Raw genomic sequence first — 15,800 nt, 5'->3', positions numbered from 1 at the left:
CTGGCACGACGGGTCATCGTCGGACAGAGGGACCGTACGATCGTTGCGAGCGCCACGCGTGTCGGCGATGTCTGACAAGTTGCCCCCCGCACTCGGTTGGAGCATCGCCGGTGTTGCCCCATGTTGAGGCTCTGACGGTGACGGCGTGCGCCGCACTGCCCAAACGACAACGCGAGATCGATTCGATGGAGCCAGAAGCAGTTGCAGACCTTATCCGAGCCGGCCTGCCGGGCGCGGAGGTCACGGTCACCGGTGACGGTGCCCATTTCGAAGCCGTCGTGGTCAGTACGGCCTTCGACGGTTTGACCCCCATCAAGAAGCAGCGCATGGTGATGGACACCGTGAAGCCGCAGATCGCCAGTGGCGAACTGCATGCGCTCTCCATCAAGACCCTGTCGCCCACCCAAGCCACTGATTGATGCCACACACACAGGGCCGGCGGTGATCGCCCTGCGCCGGCGGTTACCGCTGCTTTGTTGTGGCCCGGTGATCCCGGCGGGCGTCACTGTGGCGGCAGTGGCGATGCCTGTCGTGCTCGACTCTGGCGTGACAGCCCGCTCGCGCGCGGGAATCGGCAGGTGAAGGTCGCGCCGCACCCGGGCGCGCTGGCGACGCTGAGCACCGCATCGTGGTGGCTCAGGACATGCTTGACAATGGCGAGGCCGAGTCCGGTGCCCCCGGAGGCTCGCGAGCGGGCCTTGTCGACGCGGTAGAACCGCTCGGTAATGCGCGGAATGTGCTCAGGGGCAATACCTGGCCCATCATCGCTGACCTGGAGCACGGGGCCACCTGGGTCGCTCTGCCAGACGAGCCGCACCCGGCTGCCCGGTGGCGTGTGCTTGACGGCGTTGAATACCAGGTTCGATATGGCGCTGCGCAGCTCGGATTGGTTGCCGATCAGCAGCAGGTCGCGGTCGAGCTCGAGTACGATCCGATGGTCGCCCGCGCTCAAGGCGCGCGCATCCGCGACGACTTGATCGATCTCCTGCGGCATGTTCACCGGGGTCAGGTTGTGCGCCGTATCCTCGAGTTCCAGTCGCGAGAGCGTCAGCAGGTCTTCGATGATGCTGCGCATGCGGTTGGTCTGATGCTCCATGAGCGACAACGGGCGCTTATGCGAGTCCGGCGTCGACGCGGATCTCGAGAGATTCTCGACGAAGCCGGCGATCACCGTTAACGGTGTTCGCAGCTCATGGGAGGCATTGGCCACGAAATCACGCCGAATCATGTTGAGGTGGTAGATCTTGGTGATGTCTCTGCCCACCACCAAACGCTGTCGCTTGCGCTCACCGAAGGGGGCTACCCGCACGGACAGCATGATGGATTGATCATGCTCGGCGGCAACCTCGAGCGGGCGCGCATAGTCGCCGGCATCCAGATAGTCGCCAAGACCGCTTTGCGCACAGACCTCGCTGAGGCACCGGCCCTCGTGGGCGGGCCAATGGACGCCCAACAGGCCTGCAGCGGCGGGGTTCGCCCACTCGACACGCTGGCTCTTGCTCAGCACGACGAGGGCGTCCGGCACTGAATTGGCCGCCTCGCGGAAGCGGCGCTGAAAGCGCAGCTGACGCTTCCGGCTCTTGCGCGAGCGTTGTTGGTAGCGGCCCACGGTGCGGTAGAGCTCGCCCCAAAGCCCGAACGGGAATGGCGGCACGAGTCGGTGCTGGCGTTGGATCAGGCGTGCGAGTCGCCATAGCAGGTAAAGATGGCGCAGCAGATAGGTCGCCAGCACGAGCAGCAGGGCTTGCGCCAGTGGTAACCCCGTCAGGTGGAGCAGCCCGGCGAGCGCGCCGCCGGCGCAGAGCACGGCGAGCTCGAAGCCCACGGCGTCAGAGCGCGTGGTCACAGCGGTCCCCGCAGCCTGCCCGCGCTCTGGATGGCTGAGCGTCTGACGCCGCCAGCAGCTGACAGCGCGCCGTCGTCACTTGCCAGAGAACCGGTAGCCGACGCCGCGCACCGTTTGCAGCAGATGCTCATGTCCGCTCTGCTCCAACGCCTTGCGCAGCCGTCGCACATGGACGTCTACCGTGCGCTCCTCCACATACACTCGGTCGCCCCAAACCTGGTCCAGCAACTGCGAGCGGCTGAAGGCGCGATCGGTATGGGTCATAAAGAAGTGCAGCAAGCGATACTCCGTGGGGGCGATGTCGATGGGCTTACCGTGGGCGCTGACGCGGTGGCTGACGTTGTCGATGGTCAGGCCGGCGATCTCGATCTCGTCGGCGATTTCGCCGGGCTTGGCGCGTCGCAGCACGGCATTGACCCGAGCGACCATCTCCCGCGGTGAAAAGGGCTTGGTGATATAGTCATCGGCCCCGGTATCCAGGCCTTTGACACGATCTTCTTCCTCGCCGCGGGCGGAGACCATGATGATGGGCATGCTGCGTGTCTTCGGGCTCTGCTTGAGCTGTTCGGCCAGTTCCAGCCCGGAGCGCCCCGGCAGCATCCAGTCCAGCAGCACCAGATCCGGCTGCTCGACGAGCAGCTTGCGCGCCTCGTCGGCATGCCCGGCCTCGAGCACGCGAAAGCCGCTCTCTTCCAGCGCGAACCGGATGACTTCCCGGATGTCGGGCTCGTCATCGACAATGAGTACCGTAGCCATATCACTCCCGCCCAGCTGATACCATACCGACTGCAGATTTTATTGCCGGGCGGTTACGGATAGGTTACTGGCCACGGCCAGCGAGACCTGCTGCCTCAATGGGGGTCGGGATAATCGATGTCCCGCTCGGCGAGCCAGTGGCGAAAGCGCTCGATCTTCGTCTGCAGCGAGCATGTGGGTGGCAGACGGTCCAGGTAGTGGCCGAAGGCGATGCGCAGTCGCGTTTGCTCGTCCTCGCTGAGGCCGTGCCAGGCGCGCTGGCTTGTGTGACTGTCGGACACGGTATCGGCTCCTGGCGCAGGGTTCGGTGTGATGAGAGAGCCGCGATGCGGTTCCGGACGATGACGGGCGCGAACCGATGGTGCCATCCTGTGCCACGGTAATACGCCTGGCGTCGATCGATATCCGGCAGCAACGCTCGGGCCCGCAAACGCCGCAAACGCCGCAAACCCGGATGCGACGGGCAGATGCTGGCGGCAGCGCCATGATGAGCGCTACCGGTGTGCCGTGTCGAGAACGATCTGCGGCAGATCAATCGTGCGGCGCCAACTGGCGTGGGGCATGCCAGCGCATCGGCGGCCGTCCGCAGCCCGAGGCATCTGCCTGTCGAACGGACAGTCACGTGCGCCCTGGTGATCTCGGCGCTGGGCATCGGTTAAAGCACGGTAGTCGCCCCCATCTCTGCTGGATGCATGGCAATGTCCTGGTGCCGGCGGCGGTGTCCCGCGACCGCCGGCAGGCACCCGCGAGCCTGCTACGGCGTTTGCCCGGCGTTCCCCGGCGGGCGCCAATGATCCGCGACAACCGAAAATGCATCGGCGACAGGTGTCTCCGCATCCGGGCACCGCTGCCGTCGCCCGCGCCCTGCGCCCCGCCGGGGGCGAGGCGCCACCGATGCGGACAACCGCGGCCCGCGCCGCAAGCAGTTTGAATCCATGATGGAGCTCGCACTACGTTTTCTCGGTGTGGGTAATGCCCGCGCCCTCTCCCTCGGCTCTTCCGCCGCTGTGCTGGAAACGGACGGCGCGCCGGTGCTGCTCATCGACTGCGGCCCGGCGACGCTCGACGCCTTCGTTGCGGCCTACCCGCAGCTGCCGCCTGCGGTGTTCATCACCCATGCGCACCTCGATCACATCGGTGGTCTCGAAGGTCTTTACTACAAGCTCGCCACCGGACCTGCGGCTGTGCCGGTCAAGCTGTACGTGCCGGTGGCGCTGATCCCGACGCTGCAGCGCCGCCTGGCGGACTATCCGAACTTGCTCGCCGAAGGGGGCAGCAACTTTTGGGACGTGTTCCAGCTGGTGCCGGTCTCGGAGTGTTTCTGGCACCATCAGCTGCAGCTCACGGTGTTCCCGGTGCGCCACCACCAGCACCTGTCGGCATTCGGGCTCGCGTTGGAGGGACGCTTTCTTTACAGTGGCGATACCCGCCCCATTCCCGAGATCCTGAACCGCCACGCCGCCCGCGGGGAATGGATCTTTCATGACTGTGCCTTGCACGGCAACCCGTCCCACACCGGGCTCGATGATCTGCGACGCGAGTATAAGCCAGAGCAAATCGCCCGTATGGTGCTCTATCATTACGAGTCACCGGACGCTGGTCATCAGCTCGCCGGCCAAGGCCTGCGCGTCGCCCGACCCGGCGAGCGCTTCGCATTGGACCATCGTCCTCAGTGCGTGGGCGCAGTCATCGACGACCCACCCGAGACCACGCCGGCGCCACCCCAACCGCGCCTTTGCCAGACGCCGTAGGCTGGTAGCATGGCGCACCGACTCGCACGCGTCTTCCACGGCACGCAGGAGATGCCCATGGCGCCCATCGATACACCAGTCACCGCCGATCTCGCCGCAGACGATGAGCGCCGTACGGTGTTCCAGGGCAAAATCGTGGATGTCGGCTTGGAGCGGGTGCGCCTGCCCACCGGCCGCGATGTCGAGCTGGAAGTCATCCGCCATCCCGGCGGTGCGGCGGCCGTGGCCATCGATGACCGCAATCGGGTCTGCCTACTGCGCCAGTACCGGCACGTGGCCGGTGGCTGGTTGTGGGAATTACCGGCGGGCAAGATCGATGTGGGCGAGCCGCCGGCGGCCACCGCCGAGCGCGAGCTGGCGGAAGAGGCTGGACTGGTGGCGGCGAGCTGGACGGGGCTCGGGCGCATGCACTCCTCGCCCGGTGTCTTCGCCGAGGTCATTCATCTGTTCCTGGCCCGCGGCCTCAGCGAGGTGGACTTGGGCCATGAGGCGGACGAGGTGATCGAGGTGCACTGGCTGCCGCTCAGCGATGCGCTGGCCCGCTGCGGCGATGGCACCATCACCGACGCCAAGACGCTGGTCGGCCTGTACCGTGCTGATGCCCTGCTGCGCTCGCGGGCACCGGAGGCCGCAGAGCCGGGCTGAGGTGATTCGCCGCGCGGTCCATCACCCGCAGTCGCCGCGGTGTCTTCGACAAAGCCGGCCCGCAAGGCGGTGCTAAGCCGTGCCCCAAAGCTCCGTGAAGCCGGCGTAAAAGTCGGGATCAGCAATGGTGGCGCCGCGGCGGGCGACGATGGCGGATGCGAAATGCTGGGCGCGCTCCAGGGTCTCGCCCAAGGCCCAGCCCCGCAGCAGCCCCAGGATGAGCACGGCCGCGAAGCCATCACCGGCACCCACCGCGTCCACCACCTCGATGCCGGCCCTGGGGCTGACCCGCTCCAGGAGACCCCCGGCGGTGAGCGCAAAGGCACCGGCCGCCCCCAGGGTGCCGTAGACTCGCGCGAGGTCGTGCCGCTCCATCAGCGCTTCGGCATGGGATTCCGGACTGTCGCCCGCGGGTGCGAGCAACGCCAGCTCATCGGCGTTCAGCTTCACCCAGCGCGCGCCGTCCAGCAAGGCCCGCACCTGCTCAGCGGACCACCAGGGCGGGCGCAGATTGACATCCAGGAACACCGCATCGGTGTGGGCGCGCAAGCCCGCCAGCGCCGCCGCGGAGTCGGTGCTCCGCAGCGCCAGGGTGCCGTGGTAGAGCAGCCCGCCGAGCGGCGGCGGCGGCAGCGCGTCGGCATCGATGAAGTCGTAGGCGCTGCCGGCGACGATGTCGTAGCTGGGCTCCCCGGCCTCGAGCTTGACCTGAACAGTCCCCGTGGCGTGCGCGGCATCGCGCTGCAGACCGACGGTGGTCATGCCGAGCTGCCGCATGGCCGTCTCGATACGGGCGCCGAAGGCGTCTGCGCCCACACGGCTGACGAAGACCGGCGCCGCACCGAAGGCGCGCAAGTGCCAGGCGACATTGAACGGTGCGCCGCCGAGCACCTCGCTGCCGTCGGGGAAACAATCGAACAGCGCCTCGCCGAAGACGACGGGTGCCTGGGTCGGGTCGAAGGGCATGGGGCTACCTCGGGTGGCGGGTCAGCGGCGCATGCTAGAGACGCCGCCCGGGTGCTGCAAGGGGCCGGCGATACCGCCGCGGGCTTGCAGTCTCCGCAGCGGCGCCGGGCGACTGTACTCGCAGCTCAGACTCACCAGGTGAGGGTGCGCGTATCGGGTGCGAAGAGTGCGCCGCCGGTGAGCTTGGGATTGCCCACGGCCAGCCCGTCCAGCAGATCCGCCTCGGCGACGCCGTAATGCTGCATGCACATGGGGCAGACAATCACCTTGGCGCCGGCGGTGAGCAGCTCGGCGATGATCTCCTGGTGCAGCCCGAAACGCTCGGCGCCCTGCTTGGCCGCGATGAGCACGCCACGGTCATTCAGGAATACCGTCAGCGGATGCCCGAGCGCCAGCTGCTTTTGGCCGAAGCTCAGGGCCATGTGCGCCCGATGCGGATCATCGGTGATCAGGTTGATGAACAGTGGTGCGGCGTCGGCTTCCGCGTCGGCGGCGCCGACGGTGGCGGAGGCGAGCATCAAGGCTGCGGCCAGCAGAAGCAGTAGGCCGCGGATGCGCAAGGTCTGTGAGGTCATGGTCTGGCGATCTCCGTTGTCACGGTTGGCTCAAGGGGCGGGTGTCTCGCGCCGTGGGCGCGGGCCGCCGGGTTGGGCGGCGACACCTGCGGCGGCGGCCAACAATACCGCCACGAGCACCGGCGAGAAGGGTTGATCCAGCACCAGCGCGGCCCCGAAAGCGACGACATAGCCGAGCGCGCCGACCACCGCGCACCACATCAGGCTCCAGCGCCAGCTCGCCGCGACGCGAAAGCTGATCCAGGCGGGCACCAGCACCAGCGCGAAGGCACCCATGAGCCCCATGCTGGCGGTGCCCGCCGCCATGCCCGCGGCCGCCAGCAGATCGAAGCCCAGGTGCCAGCGCCGGGCCGGCAAGCGATTGGCCGTGTCGTGCTGCGGCAGCAGGCGGGCGCGCAATAGGCGCGGGATCAGCCAGGGCAGTGCGACGGCCGCCGTTAGCGCCAGCGCCAGCGCCGCCGCCAGATCGACGGGGCCGGCGAAGTAGAGCTGGCCCTCGACGAGGGCATGACCCAGCTGCTCGCCCAGGGCCGTGTTGGCGCCGATGAGCAGCAGCGCGGCCCAGCCGCCGAGGATCATGAAGCCGTAGACGGCATTGCCGCGGCCGCCGCCCGCCCCCTTGACAGCGCCGCCGCCGGCCGCCGCCGCGAGCCCGCCCACCACGGCAGGCAGGCCCGCGGCGAGCCCGAGCAGAGCCCCCGCCGCGGCCAGGTGGGCGTAACCCAGCGCCGCCAGCCATTCGTCCCGCAGCATCAGCAGAGCCCCCAGCAGCGGCAGGACCACCGCCAGCAGCAGGCCCACCGCGAAGGGCAGGCGGAAGAGCGGGTCGGCGAGTGTACTCAGGTCCATGCGGTATCGTCTGCCGTCGGCGGCGGTGCTGGCCTGTGGTCCGTTGCTAGCGCGCCGGCGGCGTCCAGGGCCAGGATGCGGCCGCAATGGGCCTGCAGGAAGGCGCGCTCGTGGCTCACCAGCAGCACCGCGCGGTCGGCGCGCCGTTCGGCGAGCATGTCGGCCAGCACGGCGGTATGGGTCGGATCCAGGTTGTTGGTGGGCTCGTCCAGCAGCACCAGGTCTGCGGTGCCGGCGAGCGCCGCCCAGACACAAAGCAGCTGGTGCTGGCCGCCGCTGATGCGGTCGAGGCGCTGCGGCAGAAGCGCCGCCAATGTCGCGGGCAGGTCGCAGGCGTTCGGGTCGGCGCCGGCGACGGCGAGGAGCTCCCGGCCCGTCACCGGCAGCGGGTCGAGCCGAACCGGCGCCTGCGGCTGCACCGCGAGGCCGACGCCGGGCGCCAGCCGCAGGCGCCCGTCGAAGCGGCGCGCCTGCCCGGCCACGGCCGCGAGCAGCGTGGACTTGCCGCTGCCGTTGGCACCCCAAACACCAACCACGTCACCGCGCGCCAGCGCCAACGATACCGGACCCACCACGGGCCGGCGCCAGCCGGCGATCAGGCCCGCCAGCTCCAGCACGGTGCCGGACGGCATGCCGTCGGTGCGTGGCGGCCCCGGCGACGCCACCGCGTCCAGCGTCGGGGCCTGACGCGCTGGAACATTATGCCTTGCCAAGGGCGCTCACCCAGCGGTCAATGTGGCGTAGGTAGCCGTCGCCGTCGGCATCCTCCGGCGGCGACAGCGGCAGGGTCTCCACCGGCCAGCCCAGTGCCTGCCCGAGCTTGCGCGGGCCCTTCGGCGACTGGTAGGGCGCGTGGATGATGACGCCCTCGCGCCCGCCGAGCTTGCCGGCCAGCGCGCGCAGGTCGCGCCCGCTCGGCGGCACGCCGGGCACCGGCTCGAGGGTGCCGAGCAGCGGCACGCCAAAGCGATCCAGCAGATAGACGGCATCGCGGTGATAGAGCACGGCGCCGGGGGCGTTGGCGAGCTCGGCCTGCCATTGCGGCAGGCGCTGCCCGACGGCCGCGCCGAAGCGCTCCGCATTGGCGCGATAGCGTGCGGCATTGGCCGCATCCAGCCGGGCCATCCGCGCGCCCAGCGCCTCGGCCACCTGCGCCATGCGCACCGGGTCAAGGTCCACATGGGGGTTACCCGCCGGATGGACGTCGCCCATGGCCCGATCCGCCGGGCCGCCGACGTCCAGCAGCGGCACCTGGGCCGCCGCCTCGAAGTAGCCCTCACGCCCCGGCAGGATGCGCGCATTGGCGGCACTCGCCGACGCCGCCGGCAGCCAGCCCATTTCCAGCTCGGCGCCCACGGCCACCAGCAGGTCCGCGCCGCGCAGCGCCCGGATCATGCTCGGCTTGGCCTGCAGGCTGTGCAGGTCCCGATCGGGTCCCGCCAGCACCGTCAGCTGCGCATCCGGCGCCACCGCCCGCACCAACGCGCCCATGCTCGGGCTCGTCGCCACCACGTCCAGGGCCAGCACCGGCGCCGCCAGCAGCGCCATTGCCCCCGCCAGCATGCGCGTCAATCGTCTTTTCATCAGTTACCTCCGTCACATCACCGCCGCATCAGGCCAAGCACCAGCGCCCGGCCTCAACCCCACAGAGACACGCCCCACAGGCCGCACTTGGTACTTAGAATTCATGCGCCCCATGGCTCCCCAGGCTCATCAGGAACTGCAGATAGAAGGCGCTGAAGCGCTCGCGCGCTTCGCCGTGATCGTCTTCGCCGATCAGGATGTCGTTGTAGGCGTATTGGGCGCGTAGCTGCGAGAACTCAGACAGGCTCCAGGTGACATCGGCCGTCCAGCGCTCCGAGCTGCCGAAGCTGTCGCTGCGCCCACCGCTCACCTTGTTGGTGAGGCCGAGCACGTCGTAGCGCAGCCCCGCCTTCCACTTCGGCAGGAAGCCATAGGTGGCCTGGGCGTAGAGGCCGTCGGTGGTGAAGGTGCGATTGCTGCCGATGCGCTCGGGATGCGCGCTGGAGCGCACGGTCAGATCCTTGCTGGAGCGCAGATACTCGGTTTGGACGGTGATGTCACCTCGGCCGTCGGCGCCGGGGGCGTCGTATTTATAAACCAGGTCGATGCCCCACAGATCGGCGTCGCCGGCGAGGCCTGCCCGGTGTAACTCCTCAGTGATGCCGTCACCGTGGTCATGCACGTCGTCGTGATGCTCGGCGTGGGCATGCTCGTCTGCGTGGGCATGCTCGGCACCATGCTCAGCCTCGTGCTCGTGATCATGCTCATGCACTGCATGGGTGTGCTCTTGCACGGCCTGCTGCTGGGTCGCATGGGCGTACGAGATGCCGAGCTGCAGCGCATGGTTGCGGCCGATCTCCGGCGCGATCTTGGCGAAGGCCGTGAACAGCCGCGGCCCCGAATCGGTATCACCCAGGTTCAGCTCGGCCTGCTCGGTCGCGTCCAGGGTGGCGCCGAAGACCTCCTGATTACCCTGTAGCGCTTCGGCGCCGAGCAGGGTGTAGATGGGCAGCTCGGGCAGCCACGTGACCTGCACGCCGGTGTCCTGCAGCCCGTGGAAGCCGAGCAGGTTCAGGTAGGGCAGGTTCTGGTCCACGAAATCCCACTGGTGCGGGTGCTGACTGTTGGCGTAGCCGAAGCCGCTCAGGAACTTACCGCCCTTGACCCGGAGCCCGTAGGGCAGGGAGCGGGTCTGGAAGTAGGCCTCCTCCAGCTCGACGTTGCCATCGCCGTCGATGGAGATGTAGGTGGCCGCGTCGAAATAGGGGTCCACCGTGGCGCTGAAGGAGATCTCGGCCTCGCGGAAATTGAAGCCGTTTTCGGCGACGGCATGGGCGTGGCCGCCATGGTCATGGCCGTCATCACCGCCGCCATGGTCATGGCCGTGGTCATGCCCGTGGCCACCGCCGGCCTGGAACGCCTCCCCCACCAGTGCGGCGCCATTTCCGTCCTTGGTGTCGTCCTGATAGTAATTGCCGTCCAGGATCACGGAGATCTGCGGATTGAAGGCGGCGCCTGCGGTGACGGCGTCGAACAGCCCGGCGCTGCGGCTGCCGGCGGGCACCTGCGCGGACGCCTGGCCTTGGCTGCGCAGCACCCGGGGCGCCGTCATGGGCAGCGACAGGGCATCGGCGTTCGCCGCCCGGCGCGCCGCCTCGGCGGCTTGCTCGGTGTCGTGCAGGCGCGACTCCAACGCCTGGATACGGCTTTCGTACTGGCTGCGCATGGCCGCCAGCTCTGCGCGCAGCGCATCGATGTCGGCATCGTCGGCGGTGACCGCGGTGGCCGGGGTAAGCAGGGCGCCGAGCAGGGCGCCCCGCGTCAGGGACTGATTCATGTGTGCACTCCGATGGAAAAGAAGCCGCCCACCGCGCCGCCACAGCGCCTTCGGGCGCCGGCACGATGGTGTTCGACGGGTCTCGGCGGGCCTGCGGCAACGGCTCAGCGCCGCCGCAGACTGGGCTCAGCGCGGATCGACTTGCGGCGGCGCCCGGGCGGGGTGCGGATTGAAGGGGCTGGGCAGTGCAGGGCGGGTGAGCTTGCTCGCCCGCGGCGCGGCTGGTGTGGCGTCGGGCGCAATGTCAGGCAGGGCTGCGTCGAGTGCGGCACCCAAGGGCGCACCGGCCAGACAGACCTCGCACAGATCCTCGTGCGCATGCGCCGGGTGCTCAAAGGTATGGGCGGCCAGCAGCGTCTGTGCCAGCAGCAAGGCACAGGCCAGCACCAGGCTCGCGAGCGGCTGCTTGCGATGCCGAAAGTTGGACAGGAGGGCGGAGGTGGCGCCTTGGAACACGCGTCGGGGGATCGCTGAGGCCGAAGTCTTGATATGATGTTATATCATATCAGATCGAAATGCCGGCGCCGGTCTTGCTGTTGGCCATCAGGCTGTTGCTGGCACTGGTGTTGTTGTCGCCGGCCGCTTTTTTACGGGTGGGCATCCGGGCGGTGCTGAGCAGCTGGCTGGTGCGACACCCGGCGGCACCCGGACGCTTGGTGCCGCTGCTCTATGGCGTGAGCACGCTGGGCACGATCCTGGGCTCGCCGGCCGCGGGCTTCCTGCCGCTCGAATGGCTCGGCCTCTGGTACGCCATCCCATGGTTGGCAGGGCTCGACCTCGTCGGCGAGCCGCTGATCGACTTCTTCCGCAGCCTGCTGGCGGCGGCGCCCATCGCCGACGACCCCTATCTTGCCCGCCTCGGGTCGCAGGAACGTCGGGCGATTCCCGCCGGGCTCGACATCTTTGCGGCCCGCCTCGCCGATGCCCGCGGCGACGCCGAAGGTGCACGGGCCATGCGCGCGCGGGCGACTTGTGCCCTCGCCGCAGATGCGCCCGGCGACACAGACGCCGGCGATAGAGACTCGGGGGATCTTGACCCCGGCCAGCTGCGGCGGGACCTGGAGGCACTGCGTGGCGAGCGGGACGCGGCCATCGAGGCGCTGGAGCCGCGCATCGAGCGTCTGCGAGGCGGTTGATCCTGAACGGTTGCTGACCGACTTGACCGCAGACAGCGCAGCCGTCGACGTCCTGGTCTAAGCTTAAGTATTGAGCTATGTCGGGCCGGCCCGTGCCGACGTGTGGGCGCCGGCCTGCGGATACCGGGGCCGTTACCCCGCGGGCGCTGATCGCAACGGGTCTCCACGGGCCTGTTCATCGGGGGTTCATCAGGGGCCACCGCTGAGCCCAACACCGGCGCCCAACGCCAGCATCCGGCCCCGGCTACACACCTGTCCAAGCACCAGACCCTGGAAACCTGAACGATGACCGAGCCCTGCAAGACCCATCCGCATCACGACCACGAGCACGGCCCCGGCTGCGGCCACCAGGCCGTCCGCCACGGCGACCACGTGGACTACCTGCACGATGGCCACCTGCATCATCCGCACGAGGTGGGCGGCAAGACGCACTACGACGAGCACGTCATCGAGGTGAGCGCGACCAATCCTGATGGCTGTGACCACCGCATCACCGCCTGCTGCGAGAGCGGCCATGTCCACGGCCCCGGCTGCGGCCACGAGGCCGTCCCGCATGGCGATCACCTCGACTACATCGTCGACGGCCGGCTGCATCACCCGCACGGCGACCATTGCGACGATCACGGGCCTGTGACGCTGGTCTAAGCGCACTGACCGCGCGGCGTCGCCGCCCCCGCCCGAGCCAAATCGGCGAAGAGCGGCGTCGGTGAACTGGCCCGTTGTCCTCGAAGACGATGATGAATGCGATGACGGGAGCGGGAAACCCGCTCCCGGGCGTCCTGCCGGGCTGCGCTAGCCGCAGACCTTGCCGCCGTCCTCACGCACCATCGTGAAGACGTCGAGCTCGCCGCCATCGAACTCGCCGGTGATCTTGAGTCTGTCGCCAGCGGCGACGTGTCGATGGGTAAAGTCGCCGCAAAGATCATAGGCGTCCACGGTCACCTGCCGCGAGCCGGCGTTGAGCCGGAAGCCGTCGTCCCAGACGCGCTCGACGGTACCCTCGAAGGCGCCGCTGCGATCGGCCTGCGCGAGGCCCCCCGCAGCCAAGAGCACGGCGCCGAGCACGGCGCCAGCGCCTCCGATGACCATCGCATAGCGGTCTTTGTCGTGATGAGCAGGATGGGTCATCACCATACCTCCCGAAGACTGTAAAACAAACTGCGTGCACCCCCCGAGGTGCTGCCAGGGCCACGCATGCAGCGTGGCGCCGGTGAGCAATTGGGCCGGGCGGCGATGCTTCGCAACGGGACGATACATCGCCTCGGTGCGAGCATCCTTCGATTTATTCAACGCGGGAAAACAACGGCGCGCTGAAACAGGGTCCGTGCGGCCCGGCAAGGCCGCGTGTTCTGCCGGGTGCGGGCCTCGCCTGGTCGGCCTGCAACGAGCGTTGCGCGAGGTCGCTCCGCCATGTTTCCCGGCATTGACCTTCTATCCAGGCTCGACTAAGTTCCTGCCTCAGCGCCGGGATGCGGGAGCCATAGTTGGCGCAGGCCGCTGCGCGTGCACGCCCGCCCGGTACGAGGGTCCACCATCAGCGCATGAACAGCAGTGATGCAATAGGCTTGGACTCAGGGCGGCAAGGCGATGCCGAGCACGTGCTCGCCGCCGTCGACTGGCCGGCGCTGGCCGCCCGGCACGGCTGGCGGCTGGTGGTGCTGTTCGGCTCCACCGCGGACGGTGCCAATGGCCGGGACATCGACCTTGCGGTGTTGCCGGCGGCAATCCCGGACCTGCTGGAGCACGGTCGCTGGCAGGCGGAGTTGGAGGGGCTGCTGGCGCCCTGGCCGGTGGATCTGCTGTTGCTCGGCCCGACACTCTCGCCGGTGACGCGGTTCGAGGTTCTCCGTGCCGGTCGCTGCCTGGTGGAGGCGGAGGCGGGGCTGTTCGAGCGCGAGCGGGACCGGTCGTTCTTCCTGTACGCCGACAGCGAGTGGTTCCGGCGGCAGCAGGGGGAGGCGCTTCTTGGCGAAACTGGATAGGGCGGTTGTCGAACGCAAGCTCGGCTATCTCAACCGCTACGTGCGCGATCTGTCACAGCATGTGCTGCTGGACGATGCGGGCCGGCGTCAGGCGCACTACGCCATCGAGCGACTGCTGCAGTTACTGTGCGAGACGGCCTCGGACATCGCGTTGCAGTTTCTGAAGGCGCAGGGGGACACCTTGCCGGCCAGCTACCGGGAGGTGTTCGCCGCGCTGCAGCGGCTGGACATGCTGCCCGAGGCGATGGCGCGTGACCTGATTGCGGCCTGCGGCATGCGTAATGTGCTGACGCATCTGTACGACGAGATCGACACCGACCGCGTCATCGCGGCCGTGGAGCCCGCGGTGGAGCTGTATCGGGCGTTTGCGGCTTGGGCCATCGAGCGGCTGGAGACCGGTGCGTCGGCCGGCCACTAGCCCGGGCGCGTGCACGAAGTTGACCGACGGATAGGAAAACGGATAACGGATACGGATAGGAAATCCAAGCGACCCTGATCGTCCAGGTGCGCACGGAACAGGACGATAGCGGGGGCGGGATGTGCGGTCAACATCGAACAGCGGGGCTGACCGGCGTCGGGGGCGGTGCAGGCACGGACGTTGAGGGGTGCGAGGGCTCGCAGCTGCGGTGCAGCGTGGCTGCCGGAACACGAGTGGGGCTGCGCCGTCTCCTGCGAGAGACGGCGGCTACCACACAATGCGCTGATCGAACTCGACGTCCGGGTCGGGCTGTTGGAGCAGATGCCAGTCCGGCATCGGCTCGGGAGCATCGTCCCAGGCGGGCGGTCCGCGTGCGGGCGTGATCAGCGGTGGACGCGGCGGCTCACCGATGTGAGTAAGAATCCGCTCGACGGGCGCGGCCGCGGTGATGAAAGCAATCAGGCGCATGTTCGCGCCGCAGTTGGGGCAGGTCAGGGGCAGCGACTCGAACAGCCGGGCCAGCAGCATGACCCAGAGATAACGCGCCGGGGAGCGGGCATTGGCGGCCGGCATTGGAGGCGACGAACTGACCGCGGCCGGTGAGTCTGTTGCATCCGCCACCTCACGGCCGAAAGCGATGGCAGCGGCACGCAGCGGCGCGTTGGGCGCGAGCACGCCATGGTAGCGATGGCGGTGGCGCCGGGGCGGCGGGATGAGTGCCGCGAGATGATCGATCAGCGCTCATGGTGTGAGCCTCAGCGCCGTGGTGCCATCACGCTGGGGCTTGGGTAACCGATAGACGACGTGCTCGGCGTCGAGCAGCTCCAGGCGTTCGAGGGCGAACGGCGGGCGGGCACAGTAGCGCAGGCTTGACCTCGTCATCCGCCGAGAAAGTCGCCAGCGCCAGGTGAATACGGTAGTCCCGATACTCGGGAAACAGTTTGCGGAAGTTCGTCAACTTGCGCCCCTGCAGGCGATTGATATCCTTGGGATGCAGGCGATATTTTACCTCGATAATAAACACATCCGTCCCATTGACCAACAGAAGATCGTATTCTTCCTCCAGTTCCCCTTTGCTGCGCGTGACATTCTTTTCCAGAAAGTCAAAACTGATACCCTTCAGTACCGGTCGATGTTTGAGCGAATTGTAGTAAAATTCTTCGGCCACCTTACCCTGGTTGTTGCCTACACCACCGTACATCTCCGCCAATTTGTTCAACTTGGCGTCGGTCTTGGCCAACTGCGCGTCGGTCTTGGCCAACTGGGCGTCTGTCTTGGCCTGTGAAACAGCCAGCGCGGCCACCAGTTCCCGCAACTCATCATCAGTCATGGTTTTGTATCCTGTATGCATTCCCACGCGGGAGCGTGGGAACGAGAGCACAGACGCAGCACCGAGCCCTAGGAGCCTGTCCGACTTAGGCTCAGGATTCGGTCTAACCCGTGTGCTACTGCCAAAAAATATACGAATCGGTTTATTTGGGGCGAAAATTCGGGCTTTTTTCGCGAAAACGCGCG

The 15,800-nt window shown here is 67.9% G+C and carries 21 protein-coding genes; 8 read left to right on the top strand and 13 right to left on the bottom strand.

The features are described 5' to 3' along the window. Positions 1-185: 185 nt before the first annotated feature. Positions 186-419 (top strand): BolA/IbaG family iron-sulfur metabolism protein, encoded by a 234-nt coding sequence (locus QZ588_RS10535; RefSeq protein WP_295542530.1) that lies wholly within the window; start codon positions 186-188, stop codon positions 417-419. Positions 420-502: 83 nt separating this feature from the next. On the opposite strand, the gene phoR is transcribed toward QZ588_RS10535, so the two are convergent. The 3 genes from phoR to QZ588_RS10520 all read right to left on the bottom strand — a co-directional run bounded on the left by phoR (position 503) and on the right by QZ588_RS10520 (position 2,883). After that, a complete protein-coding gene (gene phoR, locus QZ588_RS10530) occupies positions 503-1,846 on the bottom strand; it encodes a phosphate regulon sensor histidine kinase PhoR (protein ID WP_295542468.1) in 1,344 nt (447 codons plus the stop codon). 75 nt (positions 1,847-1,921) lie between these two features. Continuing rightward, positions 1,922-2,602 carry a phosphate regulon transcriptional regulator PhoB gene (gene phoB / locus QZ588_RS10525; RefSeq protein ID WP_295542467.1) on the bottom strand — a complete coding sequence of 227 codons (681 nt, stop codon included), beginning with the start codon at positions 2,600-2,602 and terminating at the stop codon, positions 1,922-1,924. A 95-nt stretch (positions 2,603-2,697) separates the two neighbouring features. Further along, positions 2,698-2,883 (bottom strand): hypothetical protein, encoded by a 186-nt coding sequence (locus QZ588_RS10520; RefSeq protein WP_295542465.1) that lies wholly within the window; start codon positions 2,881-2,883, stop codon positions 2,698-2,700. Between the two features lie 654 nt (positions 2,884-3,537). On the opposite strand from QZ588_RS10520, the gene QZ588_RS10515 reads away from it, so the two are divergent. Both QZ588_RS10515 and QZ588_RS10510 read left to right on the top strand, forming a co-directional pair. Next, entirely contained in the window at positions 3,538-4,353 is an 816-nt protein-coding gene (locus tag QZ588_RS10515; protein ID WP_295542463.1) for an MBL fold metallo-hydrolase, read from the top strand. A 57-nt stretch (positions 4,354-4,410) separates the two neighbouring features. Next, on the top strand, positions 4,411-4,998 hold the full coding sequence (locus QZ588_RS10510) for an NUDIX hydrolase (RefSeq protein ID WP_295542528.1): 588 nt from the start codon (positions 4,411-4,413) through the stop codon (positions 4,996-4,998). 72 nt (positions 4,999-5,070) lie between these two features. Here the strand turns inward: QZ588_RS10510 and QZ588_RS10505 are convergent, their stop codons facing one another. The 7 genes from QZ588_RS10505 to QZ588_RS10475 form a co-directional block, all read right to left on the bottom strand. Then, complete coding sequence (locus tag QZ588_RS10505) at positions 5,071-5,964, bottom strand: PfkB family carbohydrate kinase (protein ID WP_295542462.1); 894 nt, start codon at positions 5,962-5,964, stop codon at positions 5,071-5,073. A gap of 131 nt (positions 5,965-6,095) precedes the next feature. Beyond that, on the bottom strand, positions 6,096-6,539 hold the full coding sequence (locus tag QZ588_RS10500; protein WP_295542460.1) for a DsrE family protein: 444 nt from the start codon (positions 6,537-6,539) through the stop codon (positions 6,096-6,098). A 30-nt stretch (positions 6,540-6,569) separates the two neighbouring features. Next, positions 6,570-7,388, bottom strand: coding sequence for a metal ABC transporter permease (locus QZ588_RS10495; RefSeq protein WP_295542458.1), 819 nt, complete (start codon positions 7,386-7,388; stop codon positions 6,570-6,572). Then, positions 7,379-8,020, bottom strand: a complete 642-nt coding sequence (locus QZ588_RS10490) for an ATP-binding cassette domain-containing protein (protein ID WP_295542456.1) — start codon at positions 8,018-8,020, stop codon at positions 7,379-7,381. The genes QZ588_RS10495 and QZ588_RS10490 overlap by 10 nt, the downstream gene beginning before the upstream one ends. A gap of 67 nt (positions 8,021-8,087) precedes the next feature. Then, the gene (locus tag QZ588_RS10485) at positions 8,088-8,972 is read right to left on the bottom strand and encodes a zinc ABC transporter substrate-binding protein (protein WP_295542454.1); all 885 of its coding nucleotides are present in this window, start codon (positions 8,970-8,972) and stop codon (positions 8,088-8,090) included. 94 nt (positions 8,973-9,066) lie between these two features. Beyond that, the gene (locus tag QZ588_RS10480) at positions 9,067-10,749 is read right to left on the bottom strand and encodes a TonB-dependent receptor (protein WP_295542452.1); all 1,683 of its coding nucleotides are present in this window, start codon (positions 10,747-10,749) and stop codon (positions 9,067-9,069) included. Positions 10,750-10,875: 126 nt separating this feature from the next. Continuing rightward, positions 10,876-11,205, bottom strand: coding sequence for a hypothetical protein (locus tag QZ588_RS10475; protein ID WP_295542451.1), 330 nt, complete (start codon positions 11,203-11,205; stop codon positions 10,876-10,878). Positions 11,206-11,264: 59 nt separating this feature from the next. Here QZ588_RS10475 and QZ588_RS10470 point away from each other — a divergent pair, with 59 nt between their 5' ends. Both QZ588_RS10470 and QZ588_RS10465 read left to right on the top strand, forming a co-directional pair. Next, on the top strand, positions 11,265-11,885 hold the full coding sequence (locus QZ588_RS10470) for a hypothetical protein (protein ID WP_295542450.1): 621 nt from the start codon (positions 11,265-11,267) through the stop codon (positions 11,883-11,885). 285 nt (positions 11,886-12,170) lie between these two features. After that, entirely contained in the window at positions 12,171-12,530 is a 360-nt protein-coding gene (locus QZ588_RS10465) for a hypothetical protein (RefSeq protein WP_295542448.1), read from the top strand. 147 nt (positions 12,531-12,677) lie between these two features. On the opposite strand, the gene QZ588_RS10460 is transcribed toward QZ588_RS10465, so the two are convergent. After that, entirely contained in the window at positions 12,678-13,013 is a 336-nt protein-coding gene (locus tag QZ588_RS10460; RefSeq protein WP_295542447.1) for a hypothetical protein, read from the bottom strand. A gap of 413 nt (positions 13,014-13,426) precedes the next feature. Here QZ588_RS10460 and QZ588_RS10455 point away from each other — a divergent pair, with 413 nt between their 5' ends. Both QZ588_RS10455 and QZ588_RS10450 read left to right on the top strand, forming a co-directional pair. After that, complete coding sequence (locus QZ588_RS10455) at positions 13,427-13,867, top strand: nucleotidyltransferase domain-containing protein (RefSeq protein WP_366929557.1); 441 nt, start codon at positions 13,427-13,429, stop codon at positions 13,865-13,867. Continuing rightward, positions 13,851-14,285 carry a DUF86 domain-containing protein gene (locus QZ588_RS10450; RefSeq protein ID WP_295542446.1) on the top strand — a complete coding sequence of 145 codons (435 nt, stop codon included), beginning with the start codon at positions 13,851-13,853 and terminating at the stop codon, positions 14,283-14,285. Before QZ588_RS10455 ends, QZ588_RS10450 begins: the two co-directional genes overlap by 17 nt. 267 nt (positions 14,286-14,552) lie before the next feature. Here the strand turns inward: QZ588_RS10450 and QZ588_RS10445 are convergent, their stop codons facing one another. Continuing rightward, on the bottom strand, positions 14,553-14,858 hold the full coding sequence (locus tag QZ588_RS10445) for a hypothetical protein (RefSeq protein ID WP_295542532.1): 306 nt from the start codon (positions 14,856-14,858) through the stop codon (positions 14,553-14,555). Between the two features lie 168 nt (positions 14,859-15,026). Further along, positions 15,027-15,167, bottom strand: a complete 141-nt coding sequence (locus QZ588_RS18125; RefSeq protein ID WP_366929556.1) for a transposase — start codon at positions 15,165-15,167, stop codon at positions 15,027-15,029. A 25-nt stretch (positions 15,168-15,192) separates the two neighbouring features. Here QZ588_RS18125 and QZ588_RS18120 point away from each other — a divergent pair, with 25 nt between their 5' ends. Then, a complete protein-coding gene (locus QZ588_RS18120) occupies positions 15,193-15,570 on the top strand; it encodes a hypothetical protein (RefSeq protein ID WP_366929555.1) in 378 nt (125 codons plus the stop codon). Positions 15,571-15,800 lie beyond the last annotated feature (230 nt).

The sequence above is a fragment of the uncultured Thiohalocapsa sp. genome (genome assembly GCF_913062725.1).
Lineage (GTDB): Bacteria > Pseudomonadota > Gammaproteobacteria > Chromatiales > Chromatiaceae > Thiohalocapsa.
This window is presented reverse-complemented; position numbering and strand designations above follow the sequence as displayed.

Coding starts and splice junctions, on each gene's coding strand:
- QZ588_RS10535 (WP_295542530.1), top strand. CDS start 186: ATGGAGCCAGAAGCAGTTGCAGACCTTATCCGAGCCGGCCTGCCGGGC.
- phoB (WP_295542467.1), bottom strand. CDS start 2,602: ATGGCTACGGTACTCATTGTCGATGACGAGCCCGACATCCGGGAAGTC.
- QZ588_RS10515 (WP_295542463.1), top strand. CDS start 3,538: ATGATGGAGCTCGCACTACGTTTTCTCGGTGTGGGTAATGCCCGCGCC.
- QZ588_RS10510 (WP_295542528.1), top strand. CDS start 4,411: ATGGCGCCCATCGATACACCAGTCACCGCCGATCTCGCCGCAGACGAT.
- QZ588_RS10505 (WP_295542462.1), bottom strand. CDS start 5,964: ATGCCCTTCGACCCGACCCAGGCACCCGTCGTCTTCGGCGAGGCGCTG.
- QZ588_RS10500 (WP_295542460.1), bottom strand. CDS start 6,539: ATGACCTCACAGACCTTGCGCATCCGCGGCCTACTGCTTCTGCTGGCC.
- QZ588_RS10495 (WP_295542458.1), bottom strand. CDS start 7,388: ATGGACCTGAGTACACTCGCCGACCCGCTCTTCCGCCTGCCCTTCGCG.
- QZ588_RS10490 (WP_295542456.1), bottom strand. CDS start 8,020: ATGCCGTCCGGCACCGTGCTGGAGCTGGCGGGCCTGATCGCCGGCTGG.
- QZ588_RS10485 (WP_295542454.1), bottom strand. CDS start 8,972: ATGAAAAGACGATTGACGCGCATGCTGGCGGGGGCAATGGCGCTGCTG.
- QZ588_RS10480 (WP_295542452.1), bottom strand. CDS start 10,749: ATGAATCAGTCCCTGACGCGGGGCGCCCTGCTCGGCGCCCTGCTTACC.
- QZ588_RS10470 (WP_295542450.1), top strand. CDS start 11,265: ATGCCGGCGCCGGTCTTGCTGTTGGCCATCAGGCTGTTGCTGGCACTG.
- QZ588_RS10465 (WP_295542448.1), top strand. CDS start 12,171: ATGACCGAGCCCTGCAAGACCCATCCGCATCACGACCACGAGCACGGC.
- QZ588_RS10460 (WP_295542447.1), bottom strand. CDS start 13,013: ATGACCCATCCTGCTCATCACGACAAAGACCGCTATGCGATGGTCATC.
- QZ588_RS10455 (WP_366929557.1), top strand. CDS start 13,427: ATGAACAGCAGTGATGCAATAGGCTTGGACTCAGGGCGGCAAGGCGAT.
- QZ588_RS10445 (WP_295542532.1), bottom strand. CDS start 14,858: ATGCCGGCCGCCAATGCCCGCTCCCCGGCGCGTTATCTCTGGGTCATG.
- QZ588_RS18125 (WP_366929556.1), bottom strand. CDS start 15,167: ATGACGAGGTCAAGCCTGCGCTACTGTGCCCGCCCGCCGTTCGCCCTC.